At 50.8% G+C, this 16,512-nt stretch carries 14 protein-coding genes; 2 read left to right on the plus strand and 12 right to left on the minus strand.

The window, feature by feature from the left end:
- Nucleotides 1-129: 129 nt before the first annotated feature.
- The 5 genes from ilvA to ilvG are packed head-to-tail and all read right to left on the minus strand — an operon-like array spanning nucleotide 130 to nucleotide 6,409.
- Complete coding sequence (gene ilvA / locus PUN32_RS12030) at nucleotides 130-1,662, minus strand: threonine ammonia-lyase, biosynthetic (RefSeq protein ID WP_274723441.1); 1,533 nt, start codon at nucleotides 1,660-1,662, stop codon at nucleotides 130-132.
- Nucleotides 1,663-1,665: 3 nt separating this feature from the next.
- A complete protein-coding gene (gene ilvD / locus PUN32_RS12035; RefSeq protein ID WP_274723442.1) occupies nucleotides 1,666-3,507 on the minus strand; it encodes a dihydroxy-acid dehydratase in 1,842 nt (613 codons plus the stop codon).
- Between the two features lie 9 nt (nucleotides 3,508-3,516).
- On the minus strand, nucleotides 3,517-4,455 hold the full coding sequence (ilvE, locus tag PUN32_RS12040; RefSeq protein WP_274723443.1) for a branched-chain-amino-acid transaminase: 939 nt from the start codon (nucleotides 4,453-4,455) through the stop codon (nucleotides 3,517-3,519).
- A gap of 11 nt (nucleotides 4,456-4,466) precedes the next feature.
- Nucleotides 4,467-4,751, minus strand: coding sequence for an acetolactate synthase 2 small subunit (gene ilvM / locus PUN32_RS12045; RefSeq protein WP_166013981.1), 285 nt, complete (start codon nucleotides 4,749-4,751; stop codon nucleotides 4,467-4,469).
- Between the two features lie 11 nt (nucleotides 4,752-4,762).
- Nucleotides 4,763-6,409 carry an acetolactate synthase 2 catalytic subunit gene (gene ilvG, locus PUN32_RS12050; protein ID WP_274723459.1) on the minus strand — a complete coding sequence of 549 codons (1,647 nt, stop codon included), beginning with the start codon at nucleotides 6,407-6,409 and terminating at the stop codon, nucleotides 4,763-4,765.
- Nucleotides 6,410-7,061: 652 nt separating this feature from the next.
- Here ilvG and PUN32_RS12055 point away from each other — a divergent pair.
- Nucleotides 7,062-8,585, plus strand: coding sequence for a YifB family Mg chelatase-like AAA ATPase (locus tag PUN32_RS12055; protein WP_274723444.1), 1,524 nt, complete (start codon nucleotides 7,062-7,064; stop codon nucleotides 8,583-8,585).
- A 93-nt stretch (nucleotides 8,586-8,678) separates the two neighbouring features.
- Here the strand turns inward: PUN32_RS12055 and PUN32_RS12060 are convergent, their stop codons facing one another.
- The 5 genes from PUN32_RS12060 to PUN32_RS12080 all read right to left on the minus strand — a co-directional run bounded on the left by PUN32_RS12060 (nucleotide 8,679) and on the right by PUN32_RS12080 (nucleotide 12,659).
- Nucleotides 8,679-9,284 (minus strand): thiol:disulfide interchange protein DsbA/DsbL, encoded by a 606-nt coding sequence (locus PUN32_RS12060; RefSeq protein ID WP_166013979.1) that lies wholly within the window; start codon nucleotides 9,282-9,284, stop codon nucleotides 8,679-8,681.
- A gap of 45 nt (nucleotides 9,285-9,329) precedes the next feature.
- Nucleotides 9,330-10,316, minus strand: coding sequence for a serine/threonine protein kinase (locus tag PUN32_RS12065; protein WP_274723460.1), 987 nt, complete (start codon nucleotides 10,314-10,316; stop codon nucleotides 9,330-9,332).
- Nucleotides 10,317-10,363: 47 nt separating this feature from the next.
- Nucleotides 10,364-11,785 carry a cytochrome c oxidase accessory protein CcoG gene (ccoG, locus tag PUN32_RS12070; protein WP_274723445.1) on the minus strand — a complete coding sequence of 474 codons (1,422 nt, stop codon included), beginning with the start codon at nucleotides 11,783-11,785 and terminating at the stop codon, nucleotides 10,364-10,366.
- A gap of 272 nt (nucleotides 11,786-12,057) precedes the next feature.
- Nucleotides 12,058-12,324, minus strand: a complete 267-nt coding sequence (locus PUN32_RS12075; protein WP_166013977.1) for a YihD family protein — start codon at nucleotides 12,322-12,324, stop codon at nucleotides 12,058-12,060.
- A 167-nt stretch (nucleotides 12,325-12,491) separates the two neighbouring features.
- Nucleotides 12,492-12,659 (minus strand): hypothetical protein, encoded by a 168-nt coding sequence (locus PUN32_RS12080; protein ID WP_274723446.1) that lies wholly within the window; start codon nucleotides 12,657-12,659, stop codon nucleotides 12,492-12,494.
- A gap of 289 nt (nucleotides 12,660-12,948) precedes the next feature.
- Between PUN32_RS12080 and trhA the strand changes: the two genes are divergently transcribed.
- Nucleotides 12,949-13,599 carry a PAQR family membrane homeostasis protein TrhA gene (gene trhA / locus PUN32_RS12085; RefSeq protein WP_274723447.1) on the plus strand — a complete coding sequence of 217 codons (651 nt, stop codon included), beginning with the start codon at nucleotides 12,949-12,951 and terminating at the stop codon, nucleotides 13,597-13,599.
- A gap of 20 nt (nucleotides 13,600-13,619) precedes the next feature.
- On the opposite strand, the gene PUN32_RS12090 is transcribed toward trhA, so the two are convergent.
- Nucleotides 13,620-15,065 (minus strand): TrkH family potassium uptake protein, encoded by a 1,446-nt coding sequence (locus tag PUN32_RS12090; RefSeq protein ID WP_274723448.1) that lies wholly within the window; start codon nucleotides 15,063-15,065, stop codon nucleotides 13,620-13,622.
- A gap of 15 nt (nucleotides 15,066-15,080) precedes the next feature.
- Entirely contained in the window at nucleotides 15,081-16,457 is a 1,377-nt protein-coding gene (gene trkA, locus PUN32_RS12095) for a Trk system potassium transporter TrkA (protein WP_166013974.1), read from the minus strand.
- Nucleotides 16,458-16,512: the final 55 nt, after the last annotated feature.

Raw genomic sequence — 16,512 nt, forward strand, 5'->3', positions numbered from 1 at the left:
ACTATGAATTAAATGAAAGTTAAGCATGATCGCTATGCTTCATGTGCATAGTTTTATTCAAGGTATGGTTTGAGGTGGTAGAACATAAGAAAAGCCCCACTATAAAGTGGGGATAAGGTGGGGCGGAGACTATTTCGCGAGGAAGAAACGGTAGGCCGGATTATCTGTTTCATCTTTATAACGATAACCGAGTTCAACCAAGTGTTCCGAGAAGCGGCCTAAATCTGGCGTATCCAATTCAAAACCGCACAATACCCGACCGTAGTCGGCACCGTGGTTGCGGTAGTTGAACAAGCTGATGTTCCAGTGAGTACCGAGCATGCTTAAGAATTTGAGCAGTGCGCCGGGGTATTCGGGAAACTCAAAGCTGTACAACCGCTCAGTCAGAGTTTTGGAGGGGCGTCCACCAATCATGTAGCGAATGTGCAGTTTGGCCATTTCGTCATCGGAGAGATCTTGTACCGGATAACCAGATTGGCGTAACTCATGGATGATCGACTTCAACTCTTCCGGTCCGCCAATTAAGCGCACCCCGACAAAAATATTGGCCAGTTTATCGTCACTATAGCGGTAGTTAAATTCGGTTACCGCTCGATTGCCGATAATATGACAGAATTCGAAAAAGGCCCCTTTGCGTTCCGGAATGGTCACCGCGAGTAAGCCCTCTCGCTTCTCCCCCAGCTCACAACGCTCAGAAACATAACGTAAACCATGGAAATTGGTATTGGCACCAGAAAGCACCGTGCCGAGCTGTTTGCCTTTCAGTTGCTGCTGTTCGGCAAATTTTTTCAATCCAGCTAGCGCCAGTGCGCCAGAAGGTTCCGCGATGGCGCGCGTATCTTCAAAAATATCTTTCACAGCGGCACAAATTTCATCACTGGAGACGGTGATGTGGCCATCGAGATATTGTTGGCACAGGCGAAACGTTTCATCGCCAATCCGTTTCACCGCCACGCCATCGGCAAACATGCTGACTTGATCGAGCACGACCGGCTTGCCGGCATCTAAGGCGGCTTTCAGGCAGGCCGAGTCTTCCGGTTCAACCGCGATCACTTGAATTTCGGGCATCAACTGTTTGACCAATACCGCTACTCCAGCGGCTAGACCGCCGCCGCCGACCGGCACAAAAATGTAATCGAGATGACCATTTTGTTGCAGCATCTCCATACCAATCGTACCTTGGCCAGCAATTACCAACGGATGATCGAACGGCGGCACAAAGGTGTAGCCTTGCTGTTTGGCGAGGCGTTCCGCTTCGGCTTTGGCCTCATCAAAATTATTACCATGCAGCAGCACTTCACCGCCAAAACCACGCACCGCTTCGACTTTGATGTCTGGCGTCGTGCGTGGCATGACAATGGTGGTTTTGATGCCGAGTTTGCTGCCCGACAGCGCCATGCCTTGTGCATGGTTACCGGCTGAAGCGGCGATCACGCCGGCGTCTTTTTGCGCTTGGCTTAAATGTGCCACCATATTGTAGGCACCACGCAGCTTAAAGGAATGTACCGGTTGGCGATCTTCCCGCTTGATTTGTACTTGGTTGGCAATTCGTGCCGAAAGGCGCGGCATATTTTGCAAAGGGGTGATCGTGGCCACTTCATAGACTGGAGAGCGTAAGATTTGGCGCAGATAATCTGCGCCCGTTGGTTGTGTTTGTTCCATGATTTAGCCCTCAAGTTTCGACTTATCGCGCACCGCACCTTTGTCGGCACTGGTCGCCAAGCTAGCGTAGGCTTTGAGTGCCAGTGACACGGGTCGTTGGCGATCAACCGGTTTCCAGCCGAGTTGATCTTGCTCAGCGCGGCGGGTAGCCAGTTCAGCTTCACTGACTTGGAGCGTGATCGAGCGGTTGGGAATATCAATCGCGATGCTATCACCATTGCGCACTAAACCTATGCTGCCACCATTGGCGGCTTCGGGCGAGACATGCCCAATCGATAAGCCGGAGGTGCCACCCGAGAAGCGTCCATCGGTGAGCAGTGCACACTGTTTACCCAGTCCCATTGATTTGAGGTAGGTAGTTGGGTAGAGCATCTCTTGCATACCCGGTCCACCTTTCGGGCCTTCATAACGGATCACCACCACATCACCCGCTTGCACTTGGCCACCTAGAATGCCGGATACCGCCTCTTCTTGGCTTTCAAACACGACCGCGCGGCCACAAAATTGCAGAATGCTGGCATCCACCCCTGCGGTTTTGACAATGCAGCCATCGAGTGCCAAATTGCCTTTTAGCACCGCCAGCCCACCATCTTGGCTGTAAGCGTGGGCTTGATCGCGGATACAACCGGTTTGGCGATCGTCATCGACCGTCTCCCAGCGGCAATCTTGTGAGAACGCTTGGGTGGTGCGAATCCCAGCTGGACCGGCGCGGAACAAGACGTTGATCGCGTGATCTTCGCTCTGTTTCACATCGTATTGTGCCAATTGTTCACGTAGTGAAAGACCTAACACCGTACGGGTTTGATCGTTAAGTAAGCCTGCCCGTTGCAATTCGCCCAAAATGCCCATCACGCCACCAGCGCGGTGCACATCTTCCATATGGTATTTCTGGGTCGAGGGTGCCACTTTACATAAGTGTGGTACTTGGCGAGATAGGCGATCAATATCAGCCATATCAAAGCTGATTTCACCTTCCTGTGCTGCGGCTAACAGGTGCAATACGGTGTTGGTCGAGCCACCCATGGCAATATCCAGCGCCATCGCGTTTTCAAACGCGGCTTTGCTGGCAATATTGCGTGGCAAAACTGCGGCATCATCGTGTTCGTAGTAGCGCTTGGTGAGTCCAACAATCCGTTGCCCTGCGCTCAAAAATAGCTGTTTGCGATCCGCATGCGTGGCGAGGAGCGAGCCATTCCCCGGTTGAGAGAGACCGAGCGCTTCGGTGAGACAGTTCATCGAGTTAGCGGTAAACATTCCCGAGCACGAGCCACACGTGGGGCAAGCCGAACGCTCGATCTGTTCACTTTGCGCATCGGAAACCTTGGGATCTGCACCTTGCATCATTGCATCGACGAGATCGAGCTTGATGATCTGGTCAGAAAGCTGGGTTTTGCCCGCCTCCATTGGCCCGCCAGAGACGAAAATGGTCGGAATATTGAGGCGCATTGCCGCCATCAGCATTCCCGGGGTAATTTTGTCACAGTTGGAGATGCACACCATCGCATCGGCGCAGTGGGCATTGACCATATATTCGACTGAATCAGCGATCAGCTCACGAGAAGGCAGTGAATAGAGCATGCCGCCATGCCCCATCGCGATACCATCATCGATCGCAATGGTATTGAACTCTTTGGCAATCCCGCCGCTGGCTTCAATTTCACGTGCGACCAGTTGACCGAGATCTTTCAAATGTACATGGCCGGGAACAAATTGGGTGAAGGAGTTGACCACTGCAATGATCGGTTTACCAAAATCTTGCTCTTTGACGCCAGTGGCACGCCATAATGCGCGTGCCCCCGCCATATTACGCCCGTGAGTGGTGGTGGCGGAACGATACTTAGGCATGGAAACTCCTTATTGCGCAGCTGGGTAAACGTAATCCAACCAGCCCCACTTGTCTTCGGTGCTGCCGTTGAACAGGCCAAAATAAGCGTTTTGGATGGCTTTGGTGATCGGGCCGCGTTTGCCAGCTCCGACGGTAATTTTGTCGACGCTGCGTACTGGAACTACTTCGGCGGCGGTGCCGGTCATGAAAATTTCGTCGGCCAGATACAGCGCTTCCCGGGAGATATTGGCTTCACGCACTGAGTATCCCATGTCACGAGCAAGGGTAATGATCGAATCACGGGTGATGCCCGGCAGGATCGAGCTGGTGGTTGGGGGCGTGAGTAATTCACCATTTTTGACCACGAAAATATTTTCGCCCGCACCTTCTGAAAGATAACCATCGACACTCAGCGCGATGCCTTCTGCGTAGCCGTGGCGACGTGCTTCGCCACCCACCAACAGTGACGAGAGGTAGTTACCACCAGCTTTAGCGGCGGTTGGAATAGTATTCGGCGCGGCACGGTGCCAACTAGACACCATCGCATCTACGCCATTTTCCAGCGCTTCGTCACCCAGATAAGCACCCCAAGGGAACGCGGCAATCATCAGATCCATTTCTGTACCCGTCGGTGGACACACACCAAGACCGACGTTACCCACGTAGGCCAGTGGACGAATGTAGGCGCTATCGAGTTTGTTGGCGCGCAAGGTTTCACGGGTCGCTTCCATAATGGTTTCTATCGAGTAGGGGATCGGGAAGCGATAGATTTTGGCAGAATCAAGCAGGCGCAGCGCGTGTTCACGGTGGCGGAAGATGATTGGGCCTTTTGGCGTGTTGTAGCAGCGCACACCTTCAAACACCGAAGTGCCATAGTGCATTGCATGGGTCAGTACGTGAACGGTCGCATTTGCCCATGGGATCATTTCGCCATTGAACCAAATATAATCAGCAGTTTTTGTTGCCATGATTGCCTTCCTTATGCATAAAGTTTTTGCTGTAAATTGTTGTTGGGGAGTTCGTCATTGCGGATCACGGTGACTTCCACCGAGCGTACATCCCACAGTTTTTCAATTTGATTGGTCAAGGTTGAGATCGGACGGTCACTGTCGACAATAATCTCAACGCTGGCGATTTTGCTGGCATGGTTTTGGGTCGCCGCGACTTGCTTGATCACAAAGCCACGATGCCGAGTTACGCGCAGCACGCGCTCTAATAACACGGGTTTATCATCGGCTTTAATATCGAGTAGATAACGTTGCATGTGGCTTCTCCCTAAGTATTCTCAAGCATGTCAGTATTGGATGCGCCCGGTGGTACCAATGGCCACACGTTCTCTTCTTCATCAATCTGTACATGCAGCAGATAAGCGGTCGGGCTGGCAAGCATTGCCCGTAGCGCAGGCTCAACTTCTTGTTTGCGGCTGATGGTTTTCCCTGGGATGTTGAAGGCTTTGGCCAGCATTACGAAATCTGGATTGTCATCCAAAATCGTTTCGCTGTGGCGACCATCAAAAAATAGCGATTGCCATTGACGCACCATGCCTAACCGTTGGTTATCCAGTAGCACTATTTTGACTGGGATCTGGCGTCGCTTGAGCGTGCCGAGTTCTTGCACATTCATCATAAATGAGCCGTCGCCGCTGATCAGGATCGATTGATCGTCAGGCCGTGCCACGACTGCGCCCATTGCTGCTGGTAAGCCAAAGCCCATGGTGCCAAGGCCTGCTGATGAGATGAAGTTTTGTGGTGCGCGCGGTTGAATGTGCTGCGCAGCCCACATTTGGTGTTGGCCGACATCGGTGGAGACGATCGCGCTATCTGGCATCAGGTCGGATAGTTGCTTAAGCAGCAGTGGGGCATAGATTTTTTCGCCCGGATGATCGTAATTCCATTTTAATTCATGGCGCAGGCTGGCACTGTAATCGAGCCAGGGTGCGATAGTGTGAGGCAGCTTAAGTTGCGGCAAAATCTGCTGAATATCGCCACGCAGTGCGGCGTGCGCATGGCGCAGTTTATTGAACTCGGCGGCGTCAATATCAAGGTGGATCACTTTAGCGTGGGGGGCAAAGGTATCGAGCTTGCCGGTCACACGGTCATCGAAACGCGCGCCTACCGCGATCAACAAATCACACTCTTGCACGATCAAGTTGGCCGCTTTGGTGCCATGCATGCCGAGCATGCCGAGATAATGCGGGTCGTGCCGTTCAATCGTACCTAACCCTTTGAGAGTACTGACTGCAGGCATTGGATTGTCGCGCAAAAACGTGCGTACTGTATCGGTTGCATGTGCCAGTTGGACACCGCCACCGACGTACAATACCGGACGTTCACTTTGCGCGAGCAGAGCTTGCGCGGCAGTTAACTGTGCACCATCCACTTGTGGCATCGCTGGCGGAGTAAAATTGGGTAAACGAGATACGGGAACTTGGCCAAGTTGCACATCTTTGGCGATATCAACCAGTACCGGGCCTGGTCGGCCGGTTTGTGCTACTTGAAAGGCTTCCGCCAGGGTTGGCGCAAGCTCATTTGGGTCGGTGACTAAGTAGCTGTGCTTGGTGCAAGAGAGTGACATGCCTATCACATCCATCTCTTGAAAGGCATCTGTGCCGATATGTGAGCTGGCGACTTGGCCAGTAATCACCACGATAGGTATCGAATCCAACAGTGCATCGGCGAGTCCGGTCACCAAATTGGTTGCTCCAGGGCCAGAGGTCGCCATACACACCGCGACTTGCTGGGTTGAGCGAGCCATACCAATCGCGGCCATCGCCGCACCTTGTTCATGACGACACAGGATATGCTCGACACCACCATCGTATAGCGCATCATAAATCGGCATGATTGCGCCACCGGGGTAACCGAATACGGTTTTAATGCCTTGTTGTTGTAATGCTGCAACGACTAATTGTGCGCCAGTCATCGTGCCTCCTTGCGGCAACAATTGCTGTTGCTGCGGGTGTTGTGTTTGCACTTCATGTGCTGCTCCCATGCTTCCTGTTGATTCTGAACGCGACTCTTGCGACGGGCTGCTGAACGGCAACTGCCAGTGGCGAGAGATTCTCCCTATCCTGCTTGACGCTACAGTGGTGTTAGTGAAATGAATTCCCAATCGTATAACTTGTTTATTGCTATGTTCATGGTGATCAATTCACTTGCTGTCTATCTGCAACGCTAAGTTGTTTGCGGACACAAGGTCAGAATGTATTTTTTTGTACTGTCTAAATGGTAAAAAACCCCCGGACTTTTCAGTGCGGGGGTTTTTGGATTTGTTTGGTTATCTTTCGTCCACTCGCCCCTGCGTCGTCACCAGAATGACCACGATAATTAGGTTAATTAGAGCGTTAATGCGAGTGTTCAAATTCATAGTCAATTCGTACTTTAGGTTGAACTAATATCTTACCAATCGTTTTCTGTCTCTAGTGTTAACACACATGTTCGTTACATGACAAGCAAAAACTCATTCTTTTTTCACATTATTATTCGATCTCATCAGGCTATATAACCTGTTCTGCACGGTTTATCGTCACTGTTGCTAGTGGTGCCGGCGGTTTAAATCAACCTAGAGGGATGTCATGGGACTTGCGATTATTCACAGTCGGGCCAGTATTGGTGTGCAGGCTCCTCCGGTCACGGTTGAGGTGCACATCAGTAACGGAATGCCAGGTTTCACATTAGTCGGTCTGCCAGAAACCACCGTTAAAGAATCACGCGATCGGGTGCGCAGCGCGATTATTAATTCCCGCTTTGAGTTTCCAGCCAAAAGAATAACCGTTAATTTAGCGCCGGCGGATCTACCTAAGGAGGGAGGACGATTTGATTTGCCGATCGCGCTGGGCATTTTGGTCGCATCAGAGCAAATTGCACGAACTAAGCTGGAAGGTTACGAATTTATTGGTGAACTGGCGCTATCGGGGAAGATCCGTCGTGTAAAAGGGGTGTTGCCTGCCGCCTTGGCGGCCAACCAAGTGCAGCGAAGTTTAGTGGTGCCACATGCTAATGGCGATCAAGCGGCGTTGGTTAAGGGTGCAGCGCATAAATCAGCGCACAGTTTGCTTGAAGTGTGTGCCGATCTGTGTGGTCAACAAAACTTGTCGCTGTTTCAAAGTGCGCCGAGCGAGCAGCTACCGCCAAGCAGCCGTGATTTACAAGATATTATTGGTCAGCAGCAAGGGAAACGCGCGTTAGAAATTGCCGCCGCTGGCAGTCATAATTTGCTGTTTTTAGGTCCTCCCGGCACCGGAAAAACCATGTTGGCGTCTCGTTTGTGTGATTTATTGCCGCCCATGAGTGATCAAGAAGCGATCGAAACCGCCTCAATTGCTTCGCTGACTCAGCAGGAGATTAACCAACACAATTGGAAATTGCGCCCGTTTCGCGCTCCCCATCACTCCAGTTCCATGGCGGCATTGGTTGGTGGCGGTACGATTCCGCGTCCTGGCGAAATATCGTTAGCGCATAACGGGTTATTATTTTTGGACGAAATGCCTGAGTTTGAACGCAAGGTGCTCGATTCGCTGCGTGAGCCATTGGAGTCGGGCGAGATTGTGATTTCTCGTGCGCAAGGTAAAACCCGTTTTCCCGCTCGTTTTCAGTTGGTTGGCGCGTTAAACCCCAGCCCAACCGGTTATTATCAAGGCAGCCAAGCGCGGGCCAATCCACAGACGATCTTGCGCTATTTAAGTCGGCTCTCTGGCCCGTTGTTGGATCGGTTTGATATGTCGATTGAGATCCCAGCGCTACCGAAAGGCACTTTAGCTCATGGCGGCGATCGTGGTGAGTCGACCGCGGCGGTGCGTCAGCGTGTGATGGTGGCGCGTGAGCGAATGTTAGATCGTGCTGGCAAGGTAAACGCTTTGCTGCAAAGCCGTGAGATTGATCGTGATTGCCCATTGCTGAAGGCGGATGCTGAGTTTTTGGAGAGTGCCTTGCATCGGCTCGGTTTGTCGATTCGGGCTTATCACCGGATTATTAAGGTGGCACGTACCATCGCTGATTTGCAGGATGAAAAGCAGATCACGCGGGCTCATTTGGCCGAAGCACTCGGTTATCGCTCGATGGATCGCTTGCTTAGACAGCTTAGTGCGCAGAATGTGTAATTTTGGTGTACCCGCTAATGATGAGCATCCAACTTAGCGAGCGCTTGGCTCGCTAAGTTTTTTAGCACAGAACGCTTGGTGTTTTTGCAGCATTTAGTGTTTTTGGGTCAGTAGGTAGTTGACCAGTGCGAAATATTCATCCAGTGAGGCAACGGACTGTCCTTGTACTAAGTAGCGGTTGTTGACCACTACCGCTGGTACACCAGTTAAGCCATTATCTTGGAACAGCTTATCAAAACGACGCACCATCGAATCGACCGCAAAGCCGTTATAAGCCGCATCAAATTTTGCAGCATCGACACCTTGATCTAGGAAAATTTGACGTAGTTCTGATTCATCTTTTGGTGGCTTACGTTGGCTATGGATGCGGTTAAATAGTACTGGCACCATTTGCTCTTCGATATCGAGAGCTAGCATGGTGGCGTAAGCTTTGCTCATCACCTTACCCATGTTACCGCCCATGAAAGAGACATGATTTTTGTGTAATTTAACGCCTTCTGGTAGCTGCTGTTTTAATTGGGCGATGATCGGTTCAAAGCTACTGCAGTGTGGGCAGTAGAATGAAAAAAATTCATTGACCACAGGGGTTGAGGAAACCGGTGTCTTCAGCACTTGGTAATGCTCGCCCGCTTTAAATTGAGTCGCATAGGCTGACACGCTTAACATCAGGGTTGCAACCAGTGCAAACAGCTTTTTCATGACTTTCTCCATTAAATTGATGGTGCTTAAAATAATTGTGCTTGCTTACCACTGCGGCTGCAGTGATAGCGGAGGGGCTTGCAGGGCGACAATCTGCTCTTGGAAAGCGAGAATTTGACTTTCCCAGTATTTGGCATCGTTAAACCAAGGAAAGGCTACCGGAAAGGCCGGATCTTGCCAGCGTTTGGCGAGCCATGCCATATAGTGCACCATGCGTAGACCACGTAGTGGCTCGATTAGTTTCAATTGCTGCGGGTTAAAATCGCAAAACTCTTGATAGCCTTCCAGCAGAATGTCCAATTGCAGTAATTTTTCTTGGCGATCGCCATGCAGTAGCATCCACAAATCCTGTACTGCAGGGCCGCTGCGTGCGTCATCCAGATCAACAAACATCGGGCCATCACGCCACAGTATATTGCCGGGATGACAATCGCCGTGTAGGCGGATGTGTGATTGATTCGCTGGCCAGTGTTGCTGTATCTCATTGATTAACAAGTCGAGCTGCTCAAAAAAAACACGCTGTAAATGCGCGGGAACGCAGTGACTGTATTCCAGAATATGCCGCGGTTGATAGAGGTATTCATCCAGTGACAGAGTGGGGCGGTGATGAAATGATTTGCTCGCTCCCACCTTGTGAATCCGGCCAAGAAAGCGTCCGACCCACTCTAAATGCTGCTCATTATCCACTTCATATTGGCGTCCACCCATGCTGTTAAATAGGGCAAAACGGTAGCCTTGATGGTGATGTAACGTGGCACCGTTGATCTCTAGTGGAGGGACAACGGGGATCTCTTGCTGTTGTAGCTCCAGTGCGAAATCGTGCTCTTCCTGGATCTGTTGATCGCTCCAGCGTTGTGGTCGATAAAACTTGACCACCAAGCGGCGTCGCTGTTCATCGCTAAACTGGTAGACGCGGTTTTCGTAACTGTTGAGTGGTAAAAAACCAGATTCTGCACGAATACCGATACTTTCTAGCGCGAACCAGATCAGATCGGGCGTTAAAGCATTAAAGTGAAAAGTAGCTTGGGTCATCAAATCATCAGAACTCATTACTGAGCCCTTTACCATGCGGGTGATTGTCAGAGCGGCTGAATAAACCGGCTCTCGACTTCAAGGGTAAATGGGTGGCTTATATCGTGCAGTATAAACTGAATTGTGGTTACCGCAGAGCTGAGATTTTCTGGTTCGACCCCAAGGGCCATCGGCAGATTGATCATCTCACCCGGGTGCACCACCACAGTTTGCTTGCCGTACCATGAGACCTGATCCAGTCCGGTGACGGATAGCTGGTAAGTTTGCACTTGCTGAGTTTTATTGATCACTTTGAGCGTGTAGGTATTTTCAATTTCACCCGAGCTGTTGGTTCTAAACAGTTGGCTGCGATCTCTTAGCACGCTAAGGCCCGCGGGATCGAGATTGACGATTTGCACGAACAATAGACCGAGCATCACGCACAATACGCCAGCGTAGCCGAGTAGTTTGGGGCGCATGATTTTGGTGGGTTTACCGCGCAGCCGATGTTCAGAGGTGTAACTGATCAACTTTGTGGCGTAGCCCATTCGCTGCATCGTATGATCGCAGGCATCGATGCAAGCACCGCAGTTGATGCACTCATATTGTAGGCCGTTGCGAATATCGATTCCGGTTGGACAGACCTGCACGCACAGCTCACAGTCGACGCAATCACCTAAGCCTTGGGCTTGGCGATCGGTGGTGCGGGTGCGTGGACCGCGTGTTTCGCCACGTGCCGCATCATAGCCGACGATCAAGGTGTCTTTATCAAACATCGCGGATTGAAAGCGTGCATAAGGGCAGATGTGAATGCACATAATTGAGCGCATCCATCCCGCATTGCCATAAGTACAGACGGTAAATAACAATACCCAAAACAGTGGCCAGAACTCGGCATTGAAGGTCAGCACATCGACTGTCAATTGGCGAATCGGTACAAAATAACCGACAAAAGTCAGCCCGGTTAGCAAGGCAATCGCTAACCAAGCGCCATGTTTGATGGTTTTGCGTAGCGCAAGGGATAGGGTGAGGCGGCCGCTGTCTTGCAAACGTCTTTTATTGGCACTGCCTTCGAGTTTTTCTTCAAACCAGAGATAGACAAATGTCCAGACCGTTTGGGGACAGAGATAACCGCACCAAACTCGGCCTAACCAGGTGGTGATAAAAAAGAGAGCGAAGGCGGCGATGATCAGCAGCAGCGCGAGTAACGTCAGATCTTGTGGGTAGAGGGTGGTGCCAAACAGATTAAATTGCTGATGCGTGATATCGAGTAAAATCGCCGGCCGATCACCATAAGTGAGCCATGGCAGCAGGCCAAACAGCAGCAGGAGCAAGCCACCAGCATAACGGCGCAGTTGTTGGTAGCGACCGCGACTGTGACGAACATAAATGTGATGATTGGGGTTAACGCGCGCGGGTCTGGAGTGGGGCGCTTTGCGATCGTGCTCTGGCAGCGTGATCGGTTTGACATCGATTTTATCCTGACTCATGGCGCGATCCTTGTTGGCATAAGCACAATATTAACCACCTATTTAAAGCACTAATTTATGGTCTCACACCAACCTAAGGCAATCGCGAGTTGGCGATTAAGTATAGTGTTAATCTGCAGATCTTGGTGGCCGAGACTCATTGTGTCATCAGCACTGTTCGCCCCTACGGTGACTGAGTTAACCCAGTGTAAAAAAAGCGGCTGACGCCGCTGGATAGATATTTTGAATGGTGTGACACAGGTTTAAGCGGCCAAACACCGCAGGATCATTGGCTATTGAATGATACCGCGCGCCCGGAGAATCGCGGTTTTGAAATCATCCTGATAATCTTTTTTTAGCCCTGGGATCGCTTCATCTTTGGCGCTATTGCGCATTTTTAGATGATAGATCAGTACATCATCGGTCAAATCTTGCAGATCGCCTTGATAGCCTGCTTCTTGCGCCAGTTTGAGCAGAAATTGGATCAGATTGAGCTCAGAATCTTTGTGCCATTCAGGCTCCAGTAGTTGCAGTAGTTCTTCTACGCGATGGCATTGCATGACTTTCTCCACAGTTATTATAGTGATTTGTGACTAAAGGTAGCAAAAGCGCTCGGCAATACCAATTGATCGGTAAAAAAAAGTGAATCGTTAAAAACATCAGTGCCAAAAGCGTCTTGCACGCCAAGAGCGCGTATAAAAAAGCGCAGCTAAACTGCGCTTTTCGCTTAAGCCGCCTGACCGATTTTGGTTTCAGGAAAGGTGGTTAACACTTTTCTTTCAACCAAGGTGGGTGCGGTGGCTGTTTTTTTGCCAACCGGAGCCATGGCAAAGCCACTACGGCGACGCATTGCACTACGATTGGTATTTGAAAACCTGACGGTTGTTGGGCGCATAACATAACCTAACTGTCAGGCATATCCATTGCCGAGAGTAAACCCTGAATCATTACTCGTCGCACTTGAGTGATGAACATCATTGGGCACGACTGCTTTTGGCGCTGGCCGATCCGAATCATGAATCAGGAATAGCGATATGTGTTCATATCGCATACAGAATAGCACTTGCAGTTTGAATGGTCGATAGTTGACCAGCTTAGTAATGAGCATAATGATTAATTTTAGCTAACGCGTGTAAGCTCAATGTGCAATACTAGCGGCCAATGGTATGATTGAGTGAAATGAAATGTTGAATCGTTATCCGTTCAGAGAGGAGATCGCCAACGCGATCAGTCACGGACTTGGGCTGATTTTGGGGATCGTCGGTTTAGTGTTATTGCTGGTAAAAGCCAACGCCCAGCACGCAGATAGTTTGACTATCGCCAGTCTGAGTGTTTACGGCAGCAGCATGATCGTGCTGTTTTTAGCGTCGACTCTGTATCACGCCATCCCTTATCAACGGGCAAAACGCTGGTTAAAAACCTTTGATCACTGTGCGATTTATTTATTGATTGCCGGAAGTTACACCCCATTTTTGTTGGTCAGTTTGCGCACTCCGCTGGCGGTGGGATTGATGATTGTCATCTGGTCGCTGGCTTTGATCGGTATCTTAGGCAAAATCGCTTTTATTTATCGCTTTAAAAAATTGTCGTTGCTGACTTATCTCACTATGGGGTGGTTATCCTTGCTGGTGGTGTATCAGTTAGCGATTCACCTTGCTGTCGGCGGATTAACCTTGTTGGCGGCGGGCGGAATCATCTACTCGCTGGGGGTGATTTTTTACGTGGCTAAGCGCATTCCTTACCACCATGCCATTTGGCACGCCTTTGTGCTCGTTGGCTGCACCTGCCATTTTTTAGCGATTTATTGGTACGTCGATCCGATTACTGCTGGCTAGTGAGGATGTTCGCATGGTGGCTAGTGACGCCAAAATGCCGGGAAAAACAGCACCAATATGGTCAGGATTTCCAAGCGTCCCATTAACATTCCCAAACTTAATAGCCACTTGGCGGCATCTGGGAGCGAGGCAAAATTCCCCGTTGGACCAATCACGCTTCCCATGCCGGGGCCGACGTTAGCCACTGCCGTCACAGCGCCAGAAATGCTGGTGATCGAGTCTAATCCCATGGCCGATAACGCCCCTGCGAGCACCACGATAGTAATAAAGTAAGTCAGTGCAAATGCTACCACCGAGCGGATGATCTCTTCGTTGACTGGGCGTTGGTTATAGCGCTGAATAAAGATGCCGGATGGATGGATAAGATTAAGCAGTTGTTTTTTGAGGAGCGCCATCGCGATTTGAAAACGGAACACTTTGATGCCGCCGGACGTTGAGCCCGAGCAGGCACCGGCCATTAATAAAAAAGCAAAAATGGTCGAAGGCAATGCGCCCCAGGCGGTGAAGTCATCCAACCCAAAGCCGGTGGTGGTCATCACTGAGACGATGTTAAACATCGCGACACGCAGTGCATCGCTTATCTGATAACCGTTTTTTAGCCATAACCAGCTGGCAACCATTAAGCTGGAGATGAGCACTACCCAGAAAAATCCGCGCACCTGTTCATCGCTGAGTAGCGAGCGCGGGCTTTTTTTACGCAGAACTTGTACAAACAGCAGAAACGGCAGCCCGCCAAGAAACATAAATAAGGTGCCAACCCAATGTGCACCATGGGAAAAGCGATTCATAGAGCTGTCGCTAGTTGAGTAGCCCCCGGTCGAAAGGGTGGTGAACGCGTGATTAATCGCCTCAAAGGGGGTCATGCCGGTGGCGAGATAGCTCATAAAACATAAGATGGTCAGCACCAGATAGACCGCCATAATGTTTTTGGCCACCGTTTTGGCGCGTGGGCTGCTTTTATCCGATTTATCGGATGATTCGGTTTGGAATAGCTTCATACCGCCGACGTTGAGCATCGGCAGCACCGCAACTGCCATCACAATAAATCCAACCCCACCTAGCCACTGGATAATGGATCGCCACAGCAAAATGCTCGGTGGCATAGAGTCCAATCCACTGAGTACTGTTGAACCCGTGGTGGTGAGTCCGGACATGGTTTCAAAATAGGCATCGGTAAAACTGATGTGGTTGATCAACACAAAAGGCAGCGCAGCAAATGCACTGGCGATGGTCCAGACTAAGCTGGTGATCAAAAACATATCGCGCACATTGAGCCGAAAGTGTTGGGTACGGCCAACGCTCAAACAAGCAAATGCCACTACATGGGTAATGATCACCGCTTGGGCAAAATCGAGGAAACCGCCACTGCCGGTCACAAACGCCACCAGTGTCGGTACATACATAAATAGGGCAAGCTTAGACAGCACCAACCCAATAATAAAAGCAATCGGCCGTAAGTTGAGCATAGCGCCAACCTTTATCTATAAGAAGAATGGACTCGGCTGGAATAGGGCTTCCACGTCGGGCACGTATTTTTTATCGACCAAGAACATCACCACATGATCGCCTTGCTCAATGGCGGTGCGATCATGAGCAATCAGCACCTCTTCACCACGTACGATGGCGCCAATCGTGGTGCCGGGGGGCAGTTTGATATCTCCCACTGCGCGTCCGACCACTTTGGAGGTGGTTTCATCGCCGTGCGCTACCGCTTCAATCGCCTCTGCCGCGCCTCGGCGCAGTGAGGAAACGTTAACAATATCGGCTCGCCGCACGTGAGTCAGTAGCGCGGAAATGGTCGCTTGTTGTGGTGAAATTGCCACATCAATCACCCCGCCTTGTACTAAGTCAACATAGCCGCTGCGCTGGATCAACACCATGGCTTTTTTAGCGCCCATCCGTTTGGCGAGCATGGCCGACATAATGTTGGTTTCATCTTCATTGGTGAGAGCGATAAACACATCGACTTGATCGATGTTCTCTTCCGACAGCAACTCTTGATCGGCGGCATCACCACAAAACACGATAGTATTAGCGAGCTCTTCCGATAGCTGTTCGGCGCGTTGGTCATTACGCTCAATCAATTTAACACTATAGCTGTGCTCTAGCCGCTTGGCTAAGCTAGCCCCAATGTTACCGCCACCGACAATCATGATCCGTCGATACGGTTTTTCTAGGCGCTGTAATTCACTCATCACCGAGCGAATGTGGTTACTGGCGGCGATGAAAAACACTTCGTCATCGGCTTCGATAATGGTCGAACCTTGCGGGCGAATTGGTCGGCCTTGACGGAAAATAGCGGCAACCCGAGTGTCGATGTGCGGCATGTGATCGCGCAGTGCCGCAAGCGCGTTGCCGACCAGTGGCCCACCATAATAGGCTTTGACCGCCACTAGGCTAACTTTTTCTTCTGCAAAGCTGACCACTTGTAACGCTCCCGGATACTGGATCAAGCGTTCAATATAGCTGGTGACCAGCTGCTCTGGGGCAATCAGGTGGTCGACGGGCACCGCTCCAGATTGAAACAGGGCCTCTTTTTCGGCCAGATATTGCGGTGAACGAATACGCGCAATCCGGTTCGGCGTATTAAACAGAGTGAAGGCGACTTGGCAGGCGGCCATATTGGTTTCATCGGTATTGGTGACGGCAACCAGCATATCCGCATCTTGCGCACCCGCTTCGCGCAGCACATCTGGATGGCTGGCGTGGCCATTGACCACGCGCAAGTCATATTTATCTTGTAGATCACGCAGTCGTTCAGCGCTTTTATCCACTACTGTGATGTCATTGTTTTCACCAACTAAGTTTTCGGCCAGTGTGCCGCCGACTTGTCCGGCGCCAAGAATGATGATTTTCATAACCTGTTCTCTTTGTTTACTCAGCCCAAGACAAGCTGGCTTGCCTTGGATTCGT

The organism is Vibrio chanodichtyis, assembly GCF_028863985.1.
Taxonomy (GTDB): Bacteria; Pseudomonadota; Gammaproteobacteria; order Enterobacterales; family Vibrionaceae; genus Vibrio; species Vibrio chanodichtyis.

Excerpts from the sequence above, each read along its gene's own strand:
- ilvA (WP_274723441.1), bottom strand. The coding sequence starts at position 1,662 with ATGGAACAAACACAACCAACGGGCGCAGATTATCTGCGCCAAATCTTA.
- ilvD (WP_274723442.1), bottom strand. The coding sequence starts at position 3,507 with ATGCCTAAGTATCGTTCCGCCACCACCACTCACGGGCGTAATATGGCG.
- ilvE (WP_274723443.1), bottom strand. The coding sequence starts at position 4,455 with ATGGCAACAAAAACTGCTGATTATATTTGGTTCAATGGCGAAATGATC.
- ilvM (WP_166013981.1), bottom strand. The coding sequence starts at position 4,751 with ATGCAACGTTATCTACTCGATATTAAAGCCGATGATAAACCCGTGTTA.
- ilvG (WP_274723459.1), bottom strand. The coding sequence starts at position 6,409 with ATGACTGGCGCACAATTAGTCGTTGCAGCATTACAACAACAAGGCATT.
- PUN32_RS12055 (WP_274723444.1), top strand. The coding sequence starts at position 7,062 with ATGGGACTTGCGATTATTCACAGTCGGGCCAGTATTGGTGTGCAGGCT.
- PUN32_RS12060 (WP_166013979.1), bottom strand. The coding sequence starts at position 9,284 with ATGAAAAAGCTGTTTGCACTGGTTGCAACCCTGATGTTAAGCGTGTCA.
- PUN32_RS12065 (WP_274723460.1), bottom strand. The coding sequence starts at position 10,316 with ATGACCCAAGCTACTTTTCACTTTAATGCTTTAACGCCCGATCTGATC.
- ccoG (WP_274723445.1), bottom strand. The coding sequence starts at position 11,785 with ATGAGTCAGGATAAAATCGATGTCAAACCGATCACGCTGCCAGAGCAC.
- PUN32_RS12075 (WP_166013977.1), bottom strand. The coding sequence starts at position 12,324 with ATGCAATGCCATCGCGTAGAAGAACTACTGCAACTACTGGAGCCTGAA.
- PUN32_RS12080 (WP_274723446.1), bottom strand. The coding sequence starts at position 12,659 with ATGCGCCCAACAACCGTCAGGTTTTCAAATACCAATCGTAGTGCAATG.
- trhA (WP_274723447.1), top strand. The coding sequence starts at position 12,949 with ATGTTGAATCGTTATCCGTTCAGAGAGGAGATCGCCAACGCGATCAGT.
- PUN32_RS12090 (WP_274723448.1), bottom strand. The coding sequence starts at position 15,065 with ATGCTCAACTTACGGCCGATTGCTTTTATTATTGGGTTGGTGCTGTCT.
- trkA (WP_166013974.1), bottom strand. The coding sequence starts at position 16,457 with ATGAAAATCATCATTCTTGGCGCCGGACAAGTCGGCGGCACACTGGCC.